Origin of the sequence: Veillonella fallax (assembly GCF_020687175.1) — a bacterium.
GTDB lineage: Bacteria > Bacillota > Negativicutes > Veillonellales > Veillonellaceae > Veillonella > Veillonella fallax.
Map to the genome: position 1 here is coordinate 12,479 of NZ_JAJEQD010000020.1, position 18,137 is coordinate 30,615.

The following is an 18,137-nucleotide window of genomic DNA, read 5'->3' on the forward strand; positions in this document are numbered from 1 at the left end:
ATAGGAGGGGCTATGACATATTTTGATTCTATAATTGGTCAAGATTCGATCAAGGCACACCTATCGGAACTTGTAAGTCGTAATGCATTACCGCATAGCCTTTTGTTTTATGGTGAAGCAGGTCTTGGCAAGCTAGATATGGCCATAGGTCTAGCGTCTCTATTGTTGGGACGCCAAGTATTTTCTCAACCAAAGGGAGAAGCGTATTTAGCAGATGTAAAAGAAGCACGTCTTGCCAATGGTGAGACGGAAAAACGCATCGAAGCAGAAGGTTTACCTATCTATATGGATAAGGGAGATGCCTTTTGGATTCGCCCTATGAAGACGACACTAAAAGTAGAGCAGTGGTATTCATTATTGCAAGATCATCTGTCAGTAGCGGGGAATGGTAACCGCGTTGTCATTGTGGAGGACTTTCACACGGCTAATGCAGTTATGGCAAATGCTATGCTAAAAACCATTGAAGAGCCGCCTGAACAGGTGTATTTCATCATCATTACGAACAAGATTAACACTGTGTTGCCAACTATCATCTCTAGATGTATGGGGGTAGGCTTTAACAGTGTTGATATAGATACAATTCGCACAGCTCTCGTAGAGCGTGGCATCACAGGTGATATTGAGCAGGCTTTATTAGCTGGTCATGGTAATCCACAGTTAGTAGAAAAATTGGCTACGCAAGGTCGCATTGAAATGCTAGAGTTAGCCGTTAAGGTAATGGATACCCTTGCCTTTGAAACACGATGGTTTTCTATGATTTCCTTAGCTTGTGAAAGTTTGCCTCGTGAAAGCCTAACAGAATTGATGCACTGGTTGCGCCTCGTAAGTAGAGATATGATGGCTCTTAAGATGGGTGCACAAGATGGACAATTACAAGTACCTATGTACAAAACTCAATTATTACGATTGTTACCGCGCTGGTCTATGCAAGCATTGGCTAAGGTTATTACCGAAACATTGCAAGCAGAACGGGCTTTGCGTTTACATATAAAAACCGCTCTCGTGGTGGACGGTCTTTGTATCGCCCTTCATGATGCTCGGGAGGAGGACTAAATGCTAACCATAGTTGGCGTACGCTTTAAAAAGGCGGGGAAGATTTATTATTTTCTGCCTGAACAATTAGAACTATCCGTTGGTGATGGGGTTATCGTTGAGACGGCACGTGGCGTCGAATACGGTACTGTTGTGATTGGACCTAAAGAGGTCTTTGAAGATACTGTTGTAGCTCCTGTTAAGCCTGTTATTAGAAAGGCAACACCAAAAGATTTAAAACAAATCGAGAAGAATAAAGAACGGGAAGAAAAAGCCTTTGAAATTTGTCTCGAAAAAATTGGTAAACGTAAGTTACCTATGAAACTCATCAATGTGGAATACACATTTGATATGAATAAAATTATATTCTTCTTTACAGCGGATGGTCGTATCGACTTCCGAGAACTTGTTAAGGATTTAGCAACTGTATTTAGAACACGTATCGAGTTGCGCCAAGTAGGCGTTCGTGATGAGGCTAAGGTACTCAATGGTATCGGCGCTTGTGGCCGACCTTTATGCTGTTCTAATTTTTTAGGTGATTTTACACCTGTTTCGATTCGCATGGCTAAGGATCAAAACTTGAGCCTAAACCCAACGAAGATTTCTGGTGTTTGTGGTCGTTTGATGTGCTGCCTTAACTATGAAGATGATTTATATAAAAAGGGTGGCGACCTATATGTTAAGAAGGAACGACCTCAAGCTCCTCAAGATGTAGCACCTCCTGGGATTGGTAAAGAGGTCGTTACCGATGAAGGTATTGGTAAGGTCTTAAAGGTAAATCACCATAAACATACAGTGAAGGTACAGCTCGAAGCAGGTCGCACTATCGATTTGAAATGGTCCGAGGTGGCATTGCCTGATGAATGATCAAGAACGACTTGATGATTTAATTATAGATGGCTTACAGATTTATCAACGGACGGATATGTTTCGCTTTTCCTTTGATGCCATTGCACTCATTCACTTTTGCCAGTTCAATGATCGGCATTCCTATGTTGACCTTGGCACGGGAACAGGTGTTATGCCGCTCATAGGTACGTCCTTAGGGGCAGGCCACATAACGGGTATTGATATTAATAAAACTCTTATCGAGTTAGCTCAGCGCAGTGTAGCTCACAATCACAAACAAGATGTGGTAACTATGGTATGTAGCGATTATCGGCACATATCGTATCGCGATGTACAGGACAAACCATTTGATGGTGTTATTGTAAATCCCCCTTTTTATGACTGTGAAAGCGGTGCAAAGCCTACATCTGAAGAACGGGCCTTGGCACTTCATGATGAACATACCTCATTAGAAGATGTTTTGAAGGCTGTACAATCTTTTATTAAGTGCAAAGGGCGCTTGTGGATGATTTATAGTGCTAGTCGCTTACAATATGTGCTACATGAACTGGAAGCCGCTAACTTTCAAGCTAAGCGCATTCGGTTTATCCACGGTATGGTAGATAAGCCGGCAAAACTTGTGCTAATAGAGGCTCTCTATCAAGGACAGACTGGCCTTGTATTAGAACCACCACTCATCGTTTATGAGAAACCAAATGTGTACACAAAGGAGGTGGCCTCTTGGTATGAACAATAACGAATGGGGCACCTTATACTTGGTGCCTACACCGATTGGTAATTTAGAAGATATGACGTATCGCGCAGTTCGTATCTTAGGCGAAGTAGATGCTATCGCTGCTGAAGATACGCGTCATACGGGTATATTATTAAAACATTTTGATATTAAGAAGCCTTTGATTTCGTATCATGAACATAATAAGGAAGAAAAGGGTACTTATATTATGGAGCTTTTATTAGAAGGCCAGTCCATTGCTTGCGTTAGTGATGCGGGTATGCCTGCTATATCTGATCCAGGGGCTGACCTAGTAACGAAGGCTATTGAAAAAGACATAACGGTAGTACCATTGCCTGGTGCTAATGCAGCACTGACCGCACTTATTGCATCTGGCTTAGATACTAAATCCTTTACCTTTGCAGGTTTCTTACCGAAGCGGGGTAAACATCGAGTTGAAGAATTACAACGACTTTCACAAGTAACGGGCACCTTGATGTTTTATGAAGCACCCCACCGATTGCAAGAGGTCTTACAAGATATGTATGAAGCCTTTGGGAATCGATCCATAACGGTGGCAAGGGAATTGACGAAGAAGTTTGAAACCTTTGTGCGCACCGATTTGGAAAACCTTGTAAATGATTTGGATCAGCTCACCTATAAAGGGGAATTTGTTCTCATCGTAGGTGGCGCTGATACGATTGAGTCCGATACTAGTGAAGTTTCGGGTGAACCAGTATCGTATGTAGATGCTGTACAAGCCCTTGTAGATACAGGGATACCTAAGAAAGAAGCAATTCGCCAGGTGGCAAAACGTTTTAACGTTTCCCGCCGGGATGTATATAATATTGTAGAACGTTAAACCTTCCCATTCGAAGGTTAGAAGGAGACTCATCATGGGAGACACAAAAAAAACGTATTATATTACGACACCAATTTATTATCCAAGTGCTAAGTTGCACATTGGTCATACCTATTGTACATCTGTAGCCGATACAATTGCGCGCTTTAAACGCTTAGCTGGCTATGATGTGCGTTTCTTAACTGGTTCTGATGAACACGGTCAAAAAATTCAACGTGCTGCAGAAGCACAAGGTATTACACCTCTTGAATATACTACAAATATCGTAAACGGCTTTAAAGCATTGTGGGAAAAAATGCATATTTCCAACGATGACTTCATTCGTACTACTGATGAACGCCATGAGAAGGTAGTACAAGAGCTTTTCACTAAAGCGTATGAAAAAGGCGATATTTACAAGGCTGAGTATGAAGGTTGGTATTGTACACCTTGTGAAACATTCTGGACTGAGCAAAAGCTAGGTGAAAATCATACATGCCCAGATTGTGGTCGTCCTGTAGAAAAGGTTAAAGAGGAAAGCTACTTCTTTAAACTCGCTAAATATACAGATCAATGGTTGAAATTTATCGAAGAAAACCCTGATTTTATTCAACCTGAATCTCGTCGTAACGAAATGATCCAATTCGTAAAACAAGGACTTGAAGACTTAGCTGTATCTCGTACATCCTTTGACTGGGGTATCAAGGTACCATTTGATCCTAAACATGTCGTATATGTTTGGTTCGATGCATTGGTAAACTATATTAGTGCCCTTTCTCCATTTGATGGTGATGGTGAATTATATAAAAAATACTGGCCAGCAGATCTTCACTTAGTAGGTAAGGAAATCGTACGTTTCCATACAATTATTTGGCCTATGATGCTCATGAGTCTTGAATTGCCATTACCTAAAAAGGTATTTGGCCACGGTTGGATGATCGTTGACGGCACTAAAATGAGTAAATCCTTAGGTAATGTTATCGATCCTATTCCATTGATCGATACATATGGGGCAGATTCCTTGCGTTATTATTTATTGAGTGAAATTACGCTCGGTAATGATGGTAACTTTACATTGCCTAACTTTGTGACAAAAATCAATGCGGACTTATCTAATGACTTAGGTAATTTGTTGAACCGTACCATTGCGATGATTGAAAAATACCATGGTGGTGTGATTACAAAATGCGATGATATGGACGATTTGGATTGTGATGTATCCACATTAGCCGTTCAAACTGCAAAAGATTTTGAAGCGGCTATGGAAAATATGGAGCTTAATAAAGCGATTAAATCCGTATGGGCCTTTATTGGTCGCATGAATAAATACATTGATGAAACAATGCCTTGGGTATTGGCTAAATCTGAAGATGCTCATGATAAAGAACGCTTACAATCTGCTATGTATCACTTGGCAGAAGCATTGCGTATCATTGCAATCTTAGTAAGCCCTGTCATCCCTGTAGGTGCTCCAAAAATCTGGGACCAATTAGGACTTGCAGGCTTTACAGATGCTACTCTTGAGGATGCAAAAGTTTGGGGCTTAATTCCAACAGGTACAAAAGTTGTAAAAGGTGATCCTATTTACCCACGTTTTGAAATTCCTGAAATGGTAGAAGTTGTTGTGGAAGAGAAGATTGAAGAAGCTGTAGACACATCTAATATTCCACCATTAAAAGAAAATATTACGTACGATGATTTTGAAAAATTAGATCTTCGTGTAGCAAAAGTTGTAAGCTGTGAAAAGGTTCCTAAGTCCAAGAAATTATTGAAATTTGTATTGGATATCGGTATTGAAGAACGCACAGTATTAAGCGGTATTTCTCAATATTATGAACCAGAAGCTATGGTTGGTAAAAAGGTAATTTACTTGGCTAACTTGGCGCCTAAAAAGATGATGGGCATTGAGTCTTATGGCATGATTTTGTCCGCATCTGATTGGGAAGAACATTTAGAGGTAACAAATATCGAATCTTTACCAGCAGGAAGTGTGGTTAAATAATGAAACTCTTTGATTCACATGCTCATGTAAATGACGGTCGTTTTGACAACGACCGCAATGAGATGTTACAAGCTTGCTTTGATGCAGGCGTAGAATACATTATGATTCCAGGTGTTGATCGAGGTACTGTTGAATCAGGCCTAGCTTTAGTGGAGCAGTATGACCGTTTATATGCCGCTGTAGGTACACATCCTCATGAGTCTAAAGATTTTACAGAAGAAGACTATGAGTTCTATAAGGATCAAGCTCTTAATAATGATAAGGTACGTGCTATTGGTGAAATTGGCTTAGATTATTACTATGATTTTTCTGACCGTGAAACACAGAAACGCGTATTCATTCGTCAACTAGAGCTTGCTCGTGAAGTAGATTTACCAATTATCATTCATGACCGTGATGCACATGGTGATATTATGAATATCTTGCGCAATGAGGGGAAGGATAATTGGGGTATTTTCCACTGCTATTCTGGTAGCTGGGAAATGGCAAAAGAAGCTATTAAATTAGGATTCTACATATCCTTTGCGGGCCCTGTAGTATTCCCTAAATCTACAAATCTTAAAGAAGTGGCTAAACAAGTACCGTTAGATCGAATTCTTATTGAAACAGATTCCCCATATTTGACACCACCACCATTTAGAGGCCGTCGCAATGACCCAAGCAAGACTCAGTTTGTAGCAGAGGAAATTGCTGGACTAAAAGGTATGGATGTAGATGAGTTCTGTGAGATTACCTATAATAATGGTAAACGTGTATTTGGTATTGAATAATTTTGATGTTAGTCAACATAAATGCTGGTAAATAAAATATTGTAAACGTCTAATGGCATTGTTCTAATTCTTAGGATATCTATTCAGAATCATTAGAATCATACATTATGAAACGCGATTCTCCCTTAGCGGTGAGAATCGCGTTTTTCTATGGTATACTAAAGTATATTCATACTGAACTATAGTAAGTCGAGGTTAGTAGCATGAAACGTATTGCATTTATAGATTTAGGATCCAACTCCGTTCGTTTTGTCATTTATGAGATTTCTAAGACCGGTAGTTATCGTCTCATATATCAAGAAAAAGAGAGTGTCCGCTTAAGTGAAAATATGTGGGGCACTCATGAGTTAACAAATGAGGCAATGGAGCGCTCTCTGCGTGCTTTAAAAGGCTTTGTTCATATGGCTGACGCTATGGAGGTAGATACCATAAAAGCTGTTGCTACGGCTGCAGTACGTCTAGCTAAAAATGGGGATGCTTTTATTAAAGCCGTAAAAGAACGAACAGGTCTAGATTTAGAATGTATTGCTGGTGAAGAAGAGGCGCGCCTTGGATTCCTTGGGGTTATCAATACGATTGGCCTTAAAGATTTTATTATTTTTGACTTAGGCGGTGCTAGTACAGAGGTAACGCTAGTAAAAAATCGACATATTGTGAAAGCTGTTAGTCTACCTATAGGGGCACTTACCTTAACTGGAACCTATCAAAAGGGCGATGAGTATACCCCTAAAGAACTAGAAAAAATGACGAAGGCTGTAAAGAAAACCATTAAGGAACATTATTGGCTTCATAATGTGAAGCTTCCTCTATTAGGTATTGGCGGTACAGCTCGTAATATTGCAAAAATAGATCAACGTAAGTTATCATATCCCATTACGAAACTACATAACTATGAGTTACCATATCATAGATTTCACGAAATCTTAGAAGATGTAAAAGGTAAATCCTTAGAGGCCCGTAAAAAAATTAGTGGCTTATCATCGGAACGTGCAGATATTATTATTGCAGGACTCACCATAGTGGATGAGCTGTTTAACTATGTAAATGCTAAGACCCTTGTTGTAGGCGGTTGTGGTTTGCGTGAAGGTTTATTCTACGATTATTACGGTGAGTACTATTTAGGCGGAAATTCTATAATCGATGATATTCTAGTTCATTCTGCAGAGAATGTACTATTAGGTATGATAAAGCATGAGCTCGTGCATGCTAAGTATATTACGAAATTAGCCACTACTTTATATGATGCATTAGAGCCACTCCATAAGGCCGATAAGAATTTTAGACGATGTTTGATTGCAGCGGGACTGTTGCATGATATAGGTAAACGAGTTAATTATTATAGTCATGCTCGTCATGGCTGCTATATGCTCGTCAATAGTAATTTATATGGGATTTCTCATGTTGAACAGGCGTTTAGTGCATTCTTAGTCATGAATTCTCATGGATTGACGCCAAAGGAATATAAGAATTTCTTATATGGTAAATTGTTAGATCAAGAACAACGCTCATTAGGTCAAAAGCTTTCTATTATTTTAGCGATTGCAGAGGCTCTTGATGAAAGCCATGAACAATTTATCAAACAGTTAGAGGTAAATATTAAATACACTAGTGTAGTCATAAAAGTGTTCTATTTAGAAGGACGCGATGTGAGTGTCACTAGAACGGCGGTAGAAAAACTTTCAAAATCATTTAAAAAAGAATTCGAGAAATCCTTAGAAATAGAATGGCATGAATCTCGTAAGGAGGCATAATGGCATTACCAAAAACATTACGATATGCAGTACTACATGTGGGATCCAGTAGCATGAGTATTACCATATTAGAATATAAAGGCATAGATGATGTACGTGTTATAGATTATGCGGCGCGGGAGGTAACCTTTGGGGAAGAATTATTTCAAACATCTCGCTTGAGCTTTAAAACAATTGAAGAAATCTGTCATATTTTAAAAGGTTATAAGCAATTAATGGCAGATTATGGCGTGAGTCGTTCTAAACTATATGGTACGACCGTAATACGCGAAGCCGCTAATCGTCGTAGTATTCTAGATCAAATCTATATTCAAACGGGGATGCGCGTTGAGGTCATCGATATGCCGAAAGAGGTATATTACAAATATGCTTTGCTATATTACAAGATGACGCATCAATATAAACTGACAGATCCTACTAAGGCAACATTATTCTTGGATATTACATCTGGTGGGGTAGGCTTAACGGTTTGGCGTGGTGAGAATTTATTGTTCCAACGCAATATGCATAGTGGGTCCTTACGGGTTATGGAGTCATTTAATCGAAATCAACGATCTTCCATATCATTCCCAAGGGCTATTACAGAATACTTACATCGTATGATTGGCCCCCTTCGTGAAGAATTACAAACTTTCAATATTAATAGTATCGTCTTATCTGGTGATGAGGCGCAATATATGACTCATTTAATGGGACAAGAAAATAATAAAGAAGACATTATTACTATTGAGCCAGAACGATTTAAAGGGCTTATCAATTCTTTTGACGGTGTGACAGCTACCAAGTTGATGAATCGTTATAAATTACCTGAATATAAGGCCAATATTTTAATGCCTACCATGATTTTATTTAATGAAATCATTACAGCCATAGAACCTAAATCATTAATTTTCAGTAGCTTTTCATTCTCTCAAGGCATTAGTTGGTTCTACGGTGTGGAAACCGAGAATAATCCGTTTATGTATCAATTGCGTGAACAAAATGCACAGTTAGCGCGTGCTGTTGCTGCAAGATATCATACAGACCGAATTCATGATGCCGAGGTAGAGCGATTTAGCTCCTTATTCTGTAAAGCATTGCGACATAAAGGTTTACCAGAACGGTGGGGCTATCTATGTCGTATTGCAGCCATTCTTTGTTCTGTAGGCAAGTTCGTTAATTTACGAAATCATGGAGAGCATGCGTATCATATTGTAATGGGGACAGATATATTTGGCCTTTCAGAAGAAGAAAAACAAGTAGTTGCTAATGTTGTGTATTACCACTACAAGGGAACTCCAAATGATGACGACGCATATTTCAATGCATTAACAGAATTACAAAAAATTCAAGTTACCAAGCTGGTAGCCATCATTCGGGTTGCTTGTGCACTCGATGCAGGTAGTAACCAAAAAATCTCTGAAGTAACATTAGAAGAACGAGATAATGTACTTTATGTATTCTGTCGTACTAATGAGGATATTTCATTAGAATGGTGGACCTTTGACCGTGATTCGGAATATTTTACAGAGATATTTGGTATGGAAATTGTACTAGTAAGGGGAGGGGACCGTCATGTTCAGTAATGCAAAGTATTATTTTAACCGTGAATTATCTTGGTTAAAGTTTAATCAGCGCGTTTTATTAGAGTCTATTGATACTAATACTCCTTTATTAGAACGACTTCGATTTATTGCTATTGCTAGCTCTAATTTAGATGAGTTCTTTATGATTCGTGTGGCTGGGTTACGTCATCAAGTGGTTAATGGTATTGTTAAGTACGATGCGGCTCATATGGATGCTAAGGCACAGTTAAAGGCTATTGATGAGTCTGTACAGCGCCTCGTATCGATGCAAAGTACATATTTAAAGAATGTATTGTGTGAATTAGAATCTCATGGATTTTATTTTACCTATCCAGATCAGTTAGACGTAAAATCAAAGGCTTGGTTACGGCACTATTTTGAAGAACATATCTACCCGGTTGTAACACCTCTAGCCGTTGACTCTGGACATCCATTTCCATTTTTAACAAACCATACTATTAATGCCATTGTACGTATTTTTCAAGTATTGCCAGATGGTACAAAAGATTATAAAATTGCAATCTTACCAATTCCGTCTGTACTAAATCGTATCATTGAAATACCTAGCCGTAGCAATAAGGAACATCGCTTTGTATATTTGGAGGATGTGATTACATATTATGCTATTCAATTCTTCCAAGGTTATGGTATAGAAGATTTTATGGTGTTCCGTATAACTCGTGATGCGGATTTAGAAATTGATGAAGAAGAAGCAACAGATTTGCTTTCTGAGGTAGAAGCATCTTTGCGTCGTCGACGTCGTGGTGATGCGGTACGATTAGAGGTTTGTGGTGATGTAAAGGATAATCTGTTAGACTTTGTACTCACCAGTGTTGAATTAGAGCCAAAGGATGTATATCGTATAGATGGTCATCTTGATTGTCGTATGTATTTTGATTTCTGCAATTATCCAGGTCTCGATCATCTTCGTTATGCTCCATTTGAACCTAAACTTCCTAGTGAATTAGTAGATCATGAAGGGGAAAGTCTATTCTCTGTTATTGGAAAGCAAGACTTATTTGTTCACCATCCCTTTGAGTCTTTTGCGGTGGTAGAACAATTTATAGCACAAGCAGCTACGGATCCAGATGTATTGGCTATTAAACAAACATTATATCGCGTCAGTGGCGATTCGCCTATTATAGCTTCACTTATAAAAGCGGCTGATAATGGAAAGCAAGTAACCGTACTTATGGAGGTTAAAGCACGGTTTGATGAAGAAAATAATATTCATATGGCACGCCGTCTAGAAAAGGCTGGCTGCCATGTTATTTATGGCTTGAAAGGACTTAAAACTCACTCCAAGATTACCATGGTTGTTCGCAGGGAAGATGCGGGTATTAGGCGTTATGTTCACCTAGCTACAGGTAACTATAATGGCAAGACAGCACGAATGTATACGGACTGTGGCATATTCACATGTAATGACGAATATGGCGACGATGCATCTCGCTTCTTCAATTTAATTTCTGGTTATTCCGATCCTCCAATTTGGAATAAATTTATTGTAGCCCCTTTAAATTTGCGGGAAAAGATAATGGAATTGATTGACCGTGAAATCGAATTCGCAAAACAGGGAGAAGAGGCATATATCATTGGCAAAATGAATTCCTTGCTCGATAAAGAAGTCATTGCTAAACTATATGAAGCTTCTGCTGCAGGTGTTCGTATTGATCTTATCGTTCGTGGTATCTGTACACTACGGCCTGGCATTGCAGGTGTTAGTGATAATATAACGGTTCGTTCCGTCGTAGGGCGTTTCTTAGAACATCATCGTTTATTCTATTTCCGTAATGGGGGGAATGAAAGTCTATTCCTATCTAGTGCAGATTGGATGCCGAGAAATTTAAATGAACGTGTAGAACTTATGATTCCTATTGAAGATAAACGTCATAAGGAGCGCGTTAAAGGTATTTTAGATTTATATTTAGAAGATACCTTAAAAGCTCATATTATGAGAGCAGATGGCTCGTATCGTAAAATTAATGATAGAGAACATCCAATTTCTGCTCAAGAGGAACTTATGAAAGAAGCTATTGCTCGAGAACACAAGGAATCGATGACCGTCATTGAGCGTTTACAACCAATGTTTAAGATGAATAAATGATGAAATTCATACATAGTGTTGAATGATGAATTTTAATACATTTATATAATACTGAAAAAGCCTGTTTTTACAGGCTTTTTTACATGTATACATATTTAAAAATGAGATAAAAATGAAGTTTTCTGATATGTAGAAAATTTTGGTAACAATTGAAAAACACATAAAAATACAATTTATATTATAAAAAATCCTAGCATACTATATATGGTAGTGGTATCGTATATATGTACACAATTCGGAATATATTGTATAGTATTAAAAAATATAGATATGTACGCATGCAGTGGACTTTTTGTAAAAATATAGAAAATAATATTAATGAAAAACCAGTATTTATATAGGCTTATCTCTTATTGTTAACCTTTGGCGTTTGACAGGTTATATCTATCTGTAGTAGAATAATTACATTACAGGAGGGATTACAATATGAGAATTCATAAGACACACAAACGATATATTTCGTCTGTTGTTGCTGGATTGATTGTAACAGCTGTAACTATGACAGGTTTTTCTTATAATGATAAAACCGTTACCGTTATGGTAGATGGTGCAGCGCACACTGTTAGAACGCATTTAAATTCTAACGAAGGTATCGTACGCGATGCCGGGGTTAAATTAAATCCAAATGATAAAGTTATTTCCAGCTCAACATCTGTTCAAAATGGTACAACATTAACTGTTGTACGTGCCATTCCAGTTTATGTAACTGTTAATGGTAAGACTAGAGCTGTTTTCACAACAGAAACAACTGCACAAGGCGTTGCTAATGAACTTGGTTTCAAAATGCCTAACTACGCTGTAGTAGGCGATGCAAATGGTTCTGTATTAAGTGGTACACATATTACAATTGCACAAGTAACAAGCCGTTCTTTATCCACAGTAGATCAAGAGATTCCTATTCAAGTGATTCGTCAAAAAGATGATACAATGGCACAAGGTGAAGAAGAGGTTGTTCAAGTTGGCCAACCTGGTTTAGAACGAGTGCAACGTGAAACATTATATAGTAATGGTACGGTTATTAAAACAAATGACGTATCTAAAGTAACACAACGCGAAATGGTACCTACTATTATTAAAGAAGGTACTCGTGAAGTGACTACATCCCGTAATATTGCTGGTCGCTCATCTCGTGCTATCGTAATGGAAGCTTCGGCTTACCTTGCTGGCGATGGTGATGGTGCTGGTATTACGGCAACGGGTGTACCTGCAGTACGCGGTATTGCAGCGGTTGACCCAGATGTTATTCCATTGGGTACACGTTTATTTATCCCTGGTTACGGTGAAGCTATTGCTGCCGATACAGGCGGTGCCATTGTGGGTAACAAAATTGACCTTGTAATGGACTCTTATGGTGAGGCTATGGACTTTGGTCGCCAAGATGTTACAGTGTACGTATTGGACTAATATGATGATTTAGAGGGTATATCTATAAGATATATCCTCTTTTTTATTGGACCTACTTAGCTCAGTAAGTAAGTAATCACAATAGATATAGTAAAAGGACGCCTTATGATTAAGGCGTCCTTTTTTAGTCTTCGATATATGGAATTAGATATTCGTACTTTGTACCTTTTAATTCATTCTTAGGGATAAATCGTAAAGATGATCCATTGATACAGTAGCGAAGTGATCCATTAGGGCCATCTTCAAATACATGGCCTAAATGGGCATTACCAATGCGGCTGCGAACTTCAATCCGATTCATGCCATGAGAGTCATCTTGATAGTATTTAATAACATCCTTTGCGATTGGCTTTGTGAAGCTAGGCCAACCACAGTGAGATTCAAATTTATGGTCGGACACGAAGAGGGGTTCTCCTGTAGTGATATCTACATAAAGACCTGGTTTAAATTCATCAGTTAACTCATGACTGAATGGTGCATCTGTAGCAGAGTTTTGTGTAACTTCAAACTCTTGCGGAGATAAAGACTTGAGCTCTTCCTCGGAAGGCTTATTATAGGCGTTGTCATCTACAAGTGGTTCATCAGATAGGCCTAGTGGAATATGACAATAGCCATTAGGGTTTTTATCTAAGTAATCTTGGTGGTATTCCTCTGCAGAGTAGTAATTAGATAGAGGTAATACTTCAATAGCAAATGGCTTTCCTTCGAAGGATTGCGCACGAGCCAAGGTACTTTCAATAATAGTTTTGTCGGCTTTATCTATATAGTAAATACCAGTTCGATATTGAATGCCTACGTCGCCACCTTGTTTATTAATACTGAATGGATCGATAGCGCGTAAGAAGTATTGAATTAAGTGATCTAAGGAAAGTACATCTGCATCGTATGTAACCTTTAGTGCTTCCACGTGACCGCTATCATGACAGACATCTTCATAACTTGGATTTTCCGTAGGACCATTTGCATAGCCTACTTCAGTGGAAATCACGCCAGAGATTTTTCTGATATACCCTTGAAGGCCCCAGAAACAACCGCCGCCTAAATATATAGTATGTTCGTTCATTTAATCACCCCAAACTTCATGAGCTATTTCTTTTACTAATGCAAGTTTAGCCCATTGTTGCTCTTCGGTCAATTGGTTGCCGATTTCACAAGATGCAAAGCCACATTGAGGGGATAGGCAAAGTCTATCGAGTGGAATATATTTTGTAGCTTCTTTAATACGTTCTTTGATAACCTCTTTATCCTCTAATTCTGGACGTTTAGATGTAATAAGACCTAATACGACCTTTTTATTAGGAGACACTTCACGCAATGGTTCAAAGCCACCAGAGCGGTCATCATCAAATTCTAGATAGTATGCATCTACATTTTCTTTAGCGAATAGAATTGGTGCAACTGGTTCATAACCACCACTAGCAGCCCAAGTAGAGTTATAATTACCACGGCATACATGCGTTGTGAACGCTAAATCATGAGGCCGACCTTCAAGTGCTAAGTTGTTTAAGCGTAGGTACTTAGCTGTTTCGCCTTCAATAGTAACACTTTTATCTTTTTGGCGACCAGTCCAGTAAGCGTGGTCACAGCACATACCCCAAGTGCAATCATCAAATTGGATGTTGCGGCAACCTGCTTCATAGAGGTCTTTAATTACTTGACGGTATGCAGCAGCAATGTCTTGAATTAATTCTTCTAAATCAGGGTAGAAGGAGCGTGTTGTGATACCATTATCTTCGCGGAATAATTCAGCTAAGAATTGGGATGGCGCAGGAATTGTTTGACGAGCTGTAGTATGTTCATCTTCAAATTGTTTTATAAATTTGAAATGTTCTACAAATGGATGGTTAGTACCTGTAATTTTACCAGTAAGGGCGAGGGAGCCTGGCGCTGTTTCTTGACCAACGAATTTGTAACCGTGTTCAAGTTCAATTTCTTTTACGCCATTGAATCCCCACATGAAATCTAAGTGCCAGTATGCACGGCGGAATTCACCATCAGTAATAACAGGAAGACCTGCAGCTTTTTGTTTTTGAATGAGGTCTGTAATAAGACGATCTTCAACAGCTGTTAGCTCTTCTCTTGTAATATTTCCTTTTGTAAAAGCTTCACGAGCTTCTTTTAATTCTGCTGGGCGTAGGAAGGAACCTACGATATCAAAATGGAATGGTGCTAATTGTTTGGACATAAATAAAATCCTCCTTATATAAACGGTAAAACCGATAGATTCGATAGGTTTATTATAACTAAGGATGAGCATATATAAAAATATCAATATATTGATGTTGTATATAGTTTTAAGTTATATCAGAGGGTTATTTTTGTGCTTCAGTTATATCGAGATATGAAAGTTAATATAGTATCAACTCAGTTGTGGTATATCTTATCCTATGCTTTTCTTTGGTTTAGTTGTTAGCAGTTAGATTCCCTACATATATTAAAAAGCACTCTCTAAATGAACTGCACCCCAAAAATTGGACACAATTTTTCGAGGTACAGTTCAAAATCGAGAGTGCTTTTATTTAAAGTTACACTATTATGTAGAGTAGTTGAACTATAATCAAGAATCCTACAATATTATTCTTTTGTTTCAGGTAGTTTAATATGTCTACCGTAGTTGCCTACATACTGTTCTAAGGCTTGAATATATTCTTGCCCTAAACGACTGCGATGCATTTTGTTATTGGTAATGTAACCGATATGCATCAAACCTTCTTCGGCGAGAGGAACAGAGATAATATTCTCACCATTTACTTCTTCATCGATAACACCACTAGATACGGTATATCCATCTAGACCAAGCAATAAACTAAAGAGGGAAGCTCTATCGCGTACACGAATATGTTTTGGTCGTACAACGGTACTAAAAATTTCTTCAGAGAAATAGAAAGAGTTGTGATCGCCTTGCTCAAAGGAGATATATGGATATTCCTCTAATTCGTCCATAGATACAACCTTTTTATTAGCTAGTGGATGGTTTTTGCCTATGAAAATATGTGGGTGTGCAGTAAATAACTCTGTAAATGTTAATTCATTAGTGTGAATTAATTTCTCTAGTACAGGTCTATTAAAATCATTATAATAGAGCAATCCAATCTCACTCTTCATATGAGCTACGTCATCAATAATCTCATAGGTTTGAGTTTCTCGTAAGGATACATCATATTGATCGATGCCTGCGCCTTTTAAAAGCTCTACAAAGGCGTTAACCGCAAAGGAGTAATGTTGCGTAGAAACAGAGAATTGTTTTTTACCACCGCTTTGGCTTTTATATTGCTCTTCCAATAAAGCGGCTTGCTCTAGTACTTGGCGTGCATAGCCGAGGAAACGTTCCCCTTCTTTAGAAACAGTAATCCCTTTATTGGTACGGTCGAAAATGGTAATGCCCATTTCCTTTTCCAATTCCTTAATAGCCTTTGTTAGACTTGGTTGAGACACGAAGAGTCTCTTAGCAGCTTCACTAATACTGCCTATATTTGCAATTGTTGTGACATACTTTAATTGTTGTAAGGTCATAATGGCCTCCTTTTATATATTACACTACCTATACTACTCGATTATAAGTATTTAAGCAATGTTATATATATGTTACAATGTACTAATAGAATAAAGGAGGACCTATGCTTAAACAAGTCATCGTAGTAGAAGGAAAATCTGATATACAACGTATTGCACAAGCCGTAGAAGCAGACTGTATTGCTACAGAGGGTTTTACACTTCGTAAAGGTGTTATTGATATGATTCGTGTAGCTTATGAAAAGCGAGGTATTATCATATTAACCGATCCTGATACAGCAGGGGAGAGAATTCGTCGTGTATTAACAAAAAAATTCCCTAATGCACAGCATGCTTTTGTCCCTCGTGATGAAGCGTTTGCAAATGATGATATTGGCATAGAACAAGCATCTCCAGAATCCATTAGAAAGGCTTTATCCACATTACATGTAGAATCCTTGGAATCATCTAACGAATTTTCTATGGTAGATCTAGTTCGTCATGGGTTATCAGGTATGCCTGATAGTGCTGCTCGCCGTGCGGTTATTGGGGCTAAGTTAGGCATTGGTTATGGCAATGGGAAACAGTTTTTATACCGTTTAAATCACTATGGTATAAGTCGAGATGCTTTTGAAGAGGCTGTAAATAGTTAAAATAGGAGTTAAGATGTTAGAATCAGTAATTGCAAGCCCTGAAGTAGTACATTATATATGTAAACGCTTCGATATTAAAATGAGTAAGAAATTAGGGCAGAACTTTCTTATTAAGAGAGGTATTGTAGACGAAATTGTACATGCTGCGGAATTGACACCTGGTGAACCTGTACTAGAGGTAGGTCCTGGTATTGGCACATTGACACAGGGGTTAGCACAAAGTGGTGCTGATGTAACGGCCATTGAGTTAGACCGTCGCTTATTAGAGGTTCTAGATACTACCTTGGCTTCTTATGACAATGTACGTATTGTCCATGGTGATGTGTTGAAACTCGATGTGCCAACCATTATGAACCATAAACCATTTAAAGTGGTTGCTAATTTGCCATACTATATTACAACACCTATTATTATGTCTCTATTGGAAAGTAAATTACCCATAGAACGCCTTGTTGTAATGGTGCAAAAAGAGGTGGCCTTGCGTATGGTGGCTAAGCCAGGCACAAAGGATTATGGTGCATTATCTGTAGCTGTACAGTACTATACTGAGCCTGATATTGTGCTTGATGTACCGCCTAAATCTTTCTTGCCGGCTCCAGCTGTAACCAGTTCTGTTATTCGTTGTGTATTGCGTGACAAGCCTCCTGTTGATGTTATTGATGAGAAACTATTCTTCCGGGTTGTGAAAGCTGGTTTTGCGCAACGACGGAAAACATTCGCTAATACAATGAAAACAACGGGCTTATCAAAAGATAGAATCGAAGAGTTATTAGCAAAAGCCAATATCGATGGTCAACGAAGAGGGGAGACTTTTACCCTTCAAGAGTTTGCTGATATAGCCAATGCATGGGCGGCTTTAATTAAATAGAATAATGTAAAAAGAGGGTTATAGGACAAAACGTGTTGGTACTTTAATCCCAATCATTGAAAGATAATTTGTCATAGTTATGCAAATCACC

General features: G+C 38.4%; 15 protein-coding genes. 12 read left to right on the forward strand and 3 right to left on the reverse strand.

All coding sequences use genetic code 11. From position 1 onward, the window contains the following. Window positions 1-12: 12 nt before the first annotated feature. The 10 genes from LKD20_RS08535 (at window position 13) to LKD20_RS08580 (ending at window position 13,033) form a co-directional block, all read left to right on the forward strand. The gene (locus LKD20_RS08535; RefSeq protein ID WP_227721483.1) at window positions 13-1,053 is read left to right on the forward strand and encodes a DNA polymerase III subunit; all 1,041 of its coding nucleotides are present in this window, start codon (window positions 13-15) and stop codon (window positions 1,051-1,053) included. Then, window positions 1,054-1,899 carry a PSP1 domain-containing protein gene (locus LKD20_RS08540; RefSeq protein ID WP_119206858.1) on the forward strand — a complete coding sequence of 282 codons (846 nt, stop codon included), beginning with the start codon at window positions 1,054-1,056 and terminating at the stop codon, window positions 1,897-1,899. After that, window positions 1,892-2,617, forward strand: a complete 726-nt coding sequence (locus LKD20_RS08545) for a tRNA1(Val) (adenine(37)-N6)-methyltransferase (RefSeq protein ID WP_227721484.1) — start codon at window positions 1,892-1,894, stop codon at window positions 2,615-2,617. Before LKD20_RS08540 ends, LKD20_RS08545 begins: the two co-directional genes overlap by 8 nt. Beyond that, window positions 2,607-3,455: a 16S rRNA (cytidine(1402)-2'-O)-methyltransferase gene (gene rsmI, locus LKD20_RS08550; RefSeq protein ID WP_227721485.1), complete on the forward strand. Its 849-nt coding sequence runs from the start codon at window positions 2,607-2,609 to the stop codon at window positions 3,453-3,455. The genes LKD20_RS08545 and rsmI overlap by 11 nt, the downstream gene beginning before the upstream one ends. Window positions 3,456-3,489: 34 nt before the next feature. Next, window positions 3,490-5,436: a methionine--tRNA ligase gene (metG, locus tag LKD20_RS08555; RefSeq protein ID WP_227721486.1), complete on the forward strand. Its 1,947-nt coding sequence runs from the start codon at window positions 3,490-3,492 to the stop codon at window positions 5,434-5,436. After that, a complete protein-coding gene (locus LKD20_RS08560; protein WP_227721487.1) occupies window positions 5,436-6,206 on the forward strand; it encodes a TatD family hydrolase in 771 nt (256 codons plus the stop codon). The genes metG and LKD20_RS08560 overlap by 1 nt, the downstream gene beginning before the upstream one ends. A 203-nt stretch (window positions 6,207-6,409) precedes the next feature. Beyond that, window positions 6,410-7,957 (forward strand): exopolyphosphatase, encoded by a 1,548-nt coding sequence (gene ppx / locus LKD20_RS08565; RefSeq protein WP_227721488.1) that lies wholly within the window; start codon window positions 6,410-6,412, stop codon window positions 7,955-7,957. Next, on the forward strand, window positions 7,957-9,522 hold the full coding sequence (locus tag LKD20_RS08570; protein WP_227721489.1) for a Ppx/GppA phosphatase family protein: 1,566 nt from the start codon (window positions 7,957-7,959) through the stop codon (window positions 9,520-9,522). The genes ppx and LKD20_RS08570 overlap by 1 nt, the downstream gene beginning before the upstream one ends. Next, window positions 9,512-11,629: a polyphosphate kinase 1 gene (ppk1, locus tag LKD20_RS08575; RefSeq protein WP_227721490.1), complete on the forward strand. Its 2,118-nt coding sequence runs from the start codon at window positions 9,512-9,514 to the stop codon at window positions 11,627-11,629. Before LKD20_RS08570 ends, ppk1 begins: the two co-directional genes overlap by 11 nt. A gap of 426 nt (window positions 11,630-12,055) precedes the next feature. Continuing rightward, window positions 12,056-13,033, forward strand: coding sequence for a resuscitation-promoting factor (locus LKD20_RS08580; RefSeq protein WP_227721491.1), 978 nt, complete (start codon window positions 12,056-12,058; stop codon window positions 13,031-13,033). 124 nt (window positions 13,034-13,157) lie between these two features. Here the strand turns inward: LKD20_RS08580 and msrB are convergent, their stop codons facing one another. The 3 genes from msrB to LKD20_RS08595 all read right to left on the reverse strand — a co-directional run bounded on the left by msrB (window position 13,158) and on the right by LKD20_RS08595 (window position 16,546). Further along, the gene (msrB, locus tag LKD20_RS08585) at window positions 13,158-14,096 is read right to left on the reverse strand and encodes a peptide-methionine (R)-S-oxide reductase MsrB (RefSeq protein WP_227721492.1); all 939 of its coding nucleotides are present in this window, start codon (window positions 14,094-14,096) and stop codon (window positions 13,158-13,160) included. Further along, entirely contained in the window at window positions 14,097-15,218 is a 1,122-nt protein-coding gene (locus LKD20_RS08590) for a 5-methyltetrahydropteroyltriglutamate--homocysteine S-methyltransferase (protein ID WP_227721493.1), read from the reverse strand. A gap of 389 nt (window positions 15,219-15,607) precedes the next feature. Further along, complete coding sequence (locus LKD20_RS08595) at window positions 15,608-16,546, reverse strand: LysR family transcriptional regulator (protein ID WP_227721494.1); 939 nt, start codon at window positions 16,544-16,546, stop codon at window positions 15,608-15,610. A gap of 104 nt (window positions 16,547-16,650) precedes the next feature. Here LKD20_RS08595 and rnmV point away from each other — a divergent pair, with 104 nt between their 5' ends. Beyond that, window positions 16,651-17,178, forward strand: a complete 528-nt coding sequence (gene rnmV / locus LKD20_RS08600) for a ribonuclease M5 (RefSeq protein ID WP_119207310.1) — start codon at window positions 16,651-16,653, stop codon at window positions 17,176-17,178. Window positions 17,179-17,191: 13 nt separating this feature from the next. Continuing rightward, window positions 17,192-18,046, forward strand: a complete 855-nt coding sequence (gene rsmA / locus LKD20_RS08605; protein WP_227721495.1) for a 16S rRNA (adenine(1518)-N(6)/adenine(1519)-N(6))-dimethyltransferase RsmA — start codon at window positions 17,192-17,194, stop codon at window positions 18,044-18,046. The last annotated feature ends 91 nt before the right edge of the window (window positions 18,047-18,137 follow it).

Coding starts and splice junctions, on each gene's coding strand:
- LKD20_RS08535 (WP_227721483.1), top strand. CDS start 13: ATGACATATTTTGATTCTATAATTGGTCAAGATTCGATCAAGGCACAC.
- LKD20_RS08540 (WP_119206858.1), top strand. CDS start 1,054: ATGCTAACCATAGTTGGCGTACGCTTTAAAAAGGCGGGGAAGATTTAT.
- LKD20_RS08545 (WP_227721484.1), top strand. CDS start 1,892: ATGAATGATCAAGAACGACTTGATGATTTAATTATAGATGGCTTACAG.
- rsmI (WP_227721485.1), top strand. CDS start 2,607: ATGAACAATAACGAATGGGGCACCTTATACTTGGTGCCTACACCGATT.
- metG (WP_227721486.1), top strand. CDS start 3,490: ATGGGAGACACAAAAAAAACGTATTATATTACGACACCAATTTATTAT.
- LKD20_RS08560 (WP_227721487.1), top strand. CDS start 5,436: ATGAAACTCTTTGATTCACATGCTCATGTAAATGACGGTCGTTTTGAC.
- ppx (WP_227721488.1), top strand. CDS start 6,410: ATGAAACGTATTGCATTTATAGATTTAGGATCCAACTCCGTTCGTTTT.
- LKD20_RS08570 (WP_227721489.1), top strand. CDS start 7,957: ATGGCATTACCAAAAACATTACGATATGCAGTACTACATGTGGGATCC.
- ppk1 (WP_227721490.1), top strand. CDS start 9,512: ATGTTCAGTAATGCAAAGTATTATTTTAACCGTGAATTATCTTGGTTA.
- LKD20_RS08580 (WP_227721491.1), top strand. CDS start 12,056: ATGAGAATTCATAAGACACACAAACGATATATTTCGTCTGTTGTTGCT.
- msrB (WP_227721492.1), bottom strand. CDS start 14,096: ATGAACGAACATACTATATATTTAGGCGGCGGTTGTTTCTGGGGCCTT.
- LKD20_RS08590 (WP_227721493.1), bottom strand. CDS start 15,218: ATGTCCAAACAATTAGCACCATTCCATTTTGATATCGTAGGTTCCTTC.
- LKD20_RS08595 (WP_227721494.1), bottom strand. CDS start 16,546: ATGACCTTACAACAATTAAAGTATGTCACAACAATTGCAAATATAGGC.
- rnmV (WP_119207310.1), top strand. CDS start 16,651: ATGCTTAAACAAGTCATCGTAGTAGAAGGAAAATCTGATATACAACGT.
- rsmA (WP_227721495.1), top strand. CDS start 17,192: ATGTTAGAATCAGTAATTGCAAGCCCTGAAGTAGTACATTATATATGT.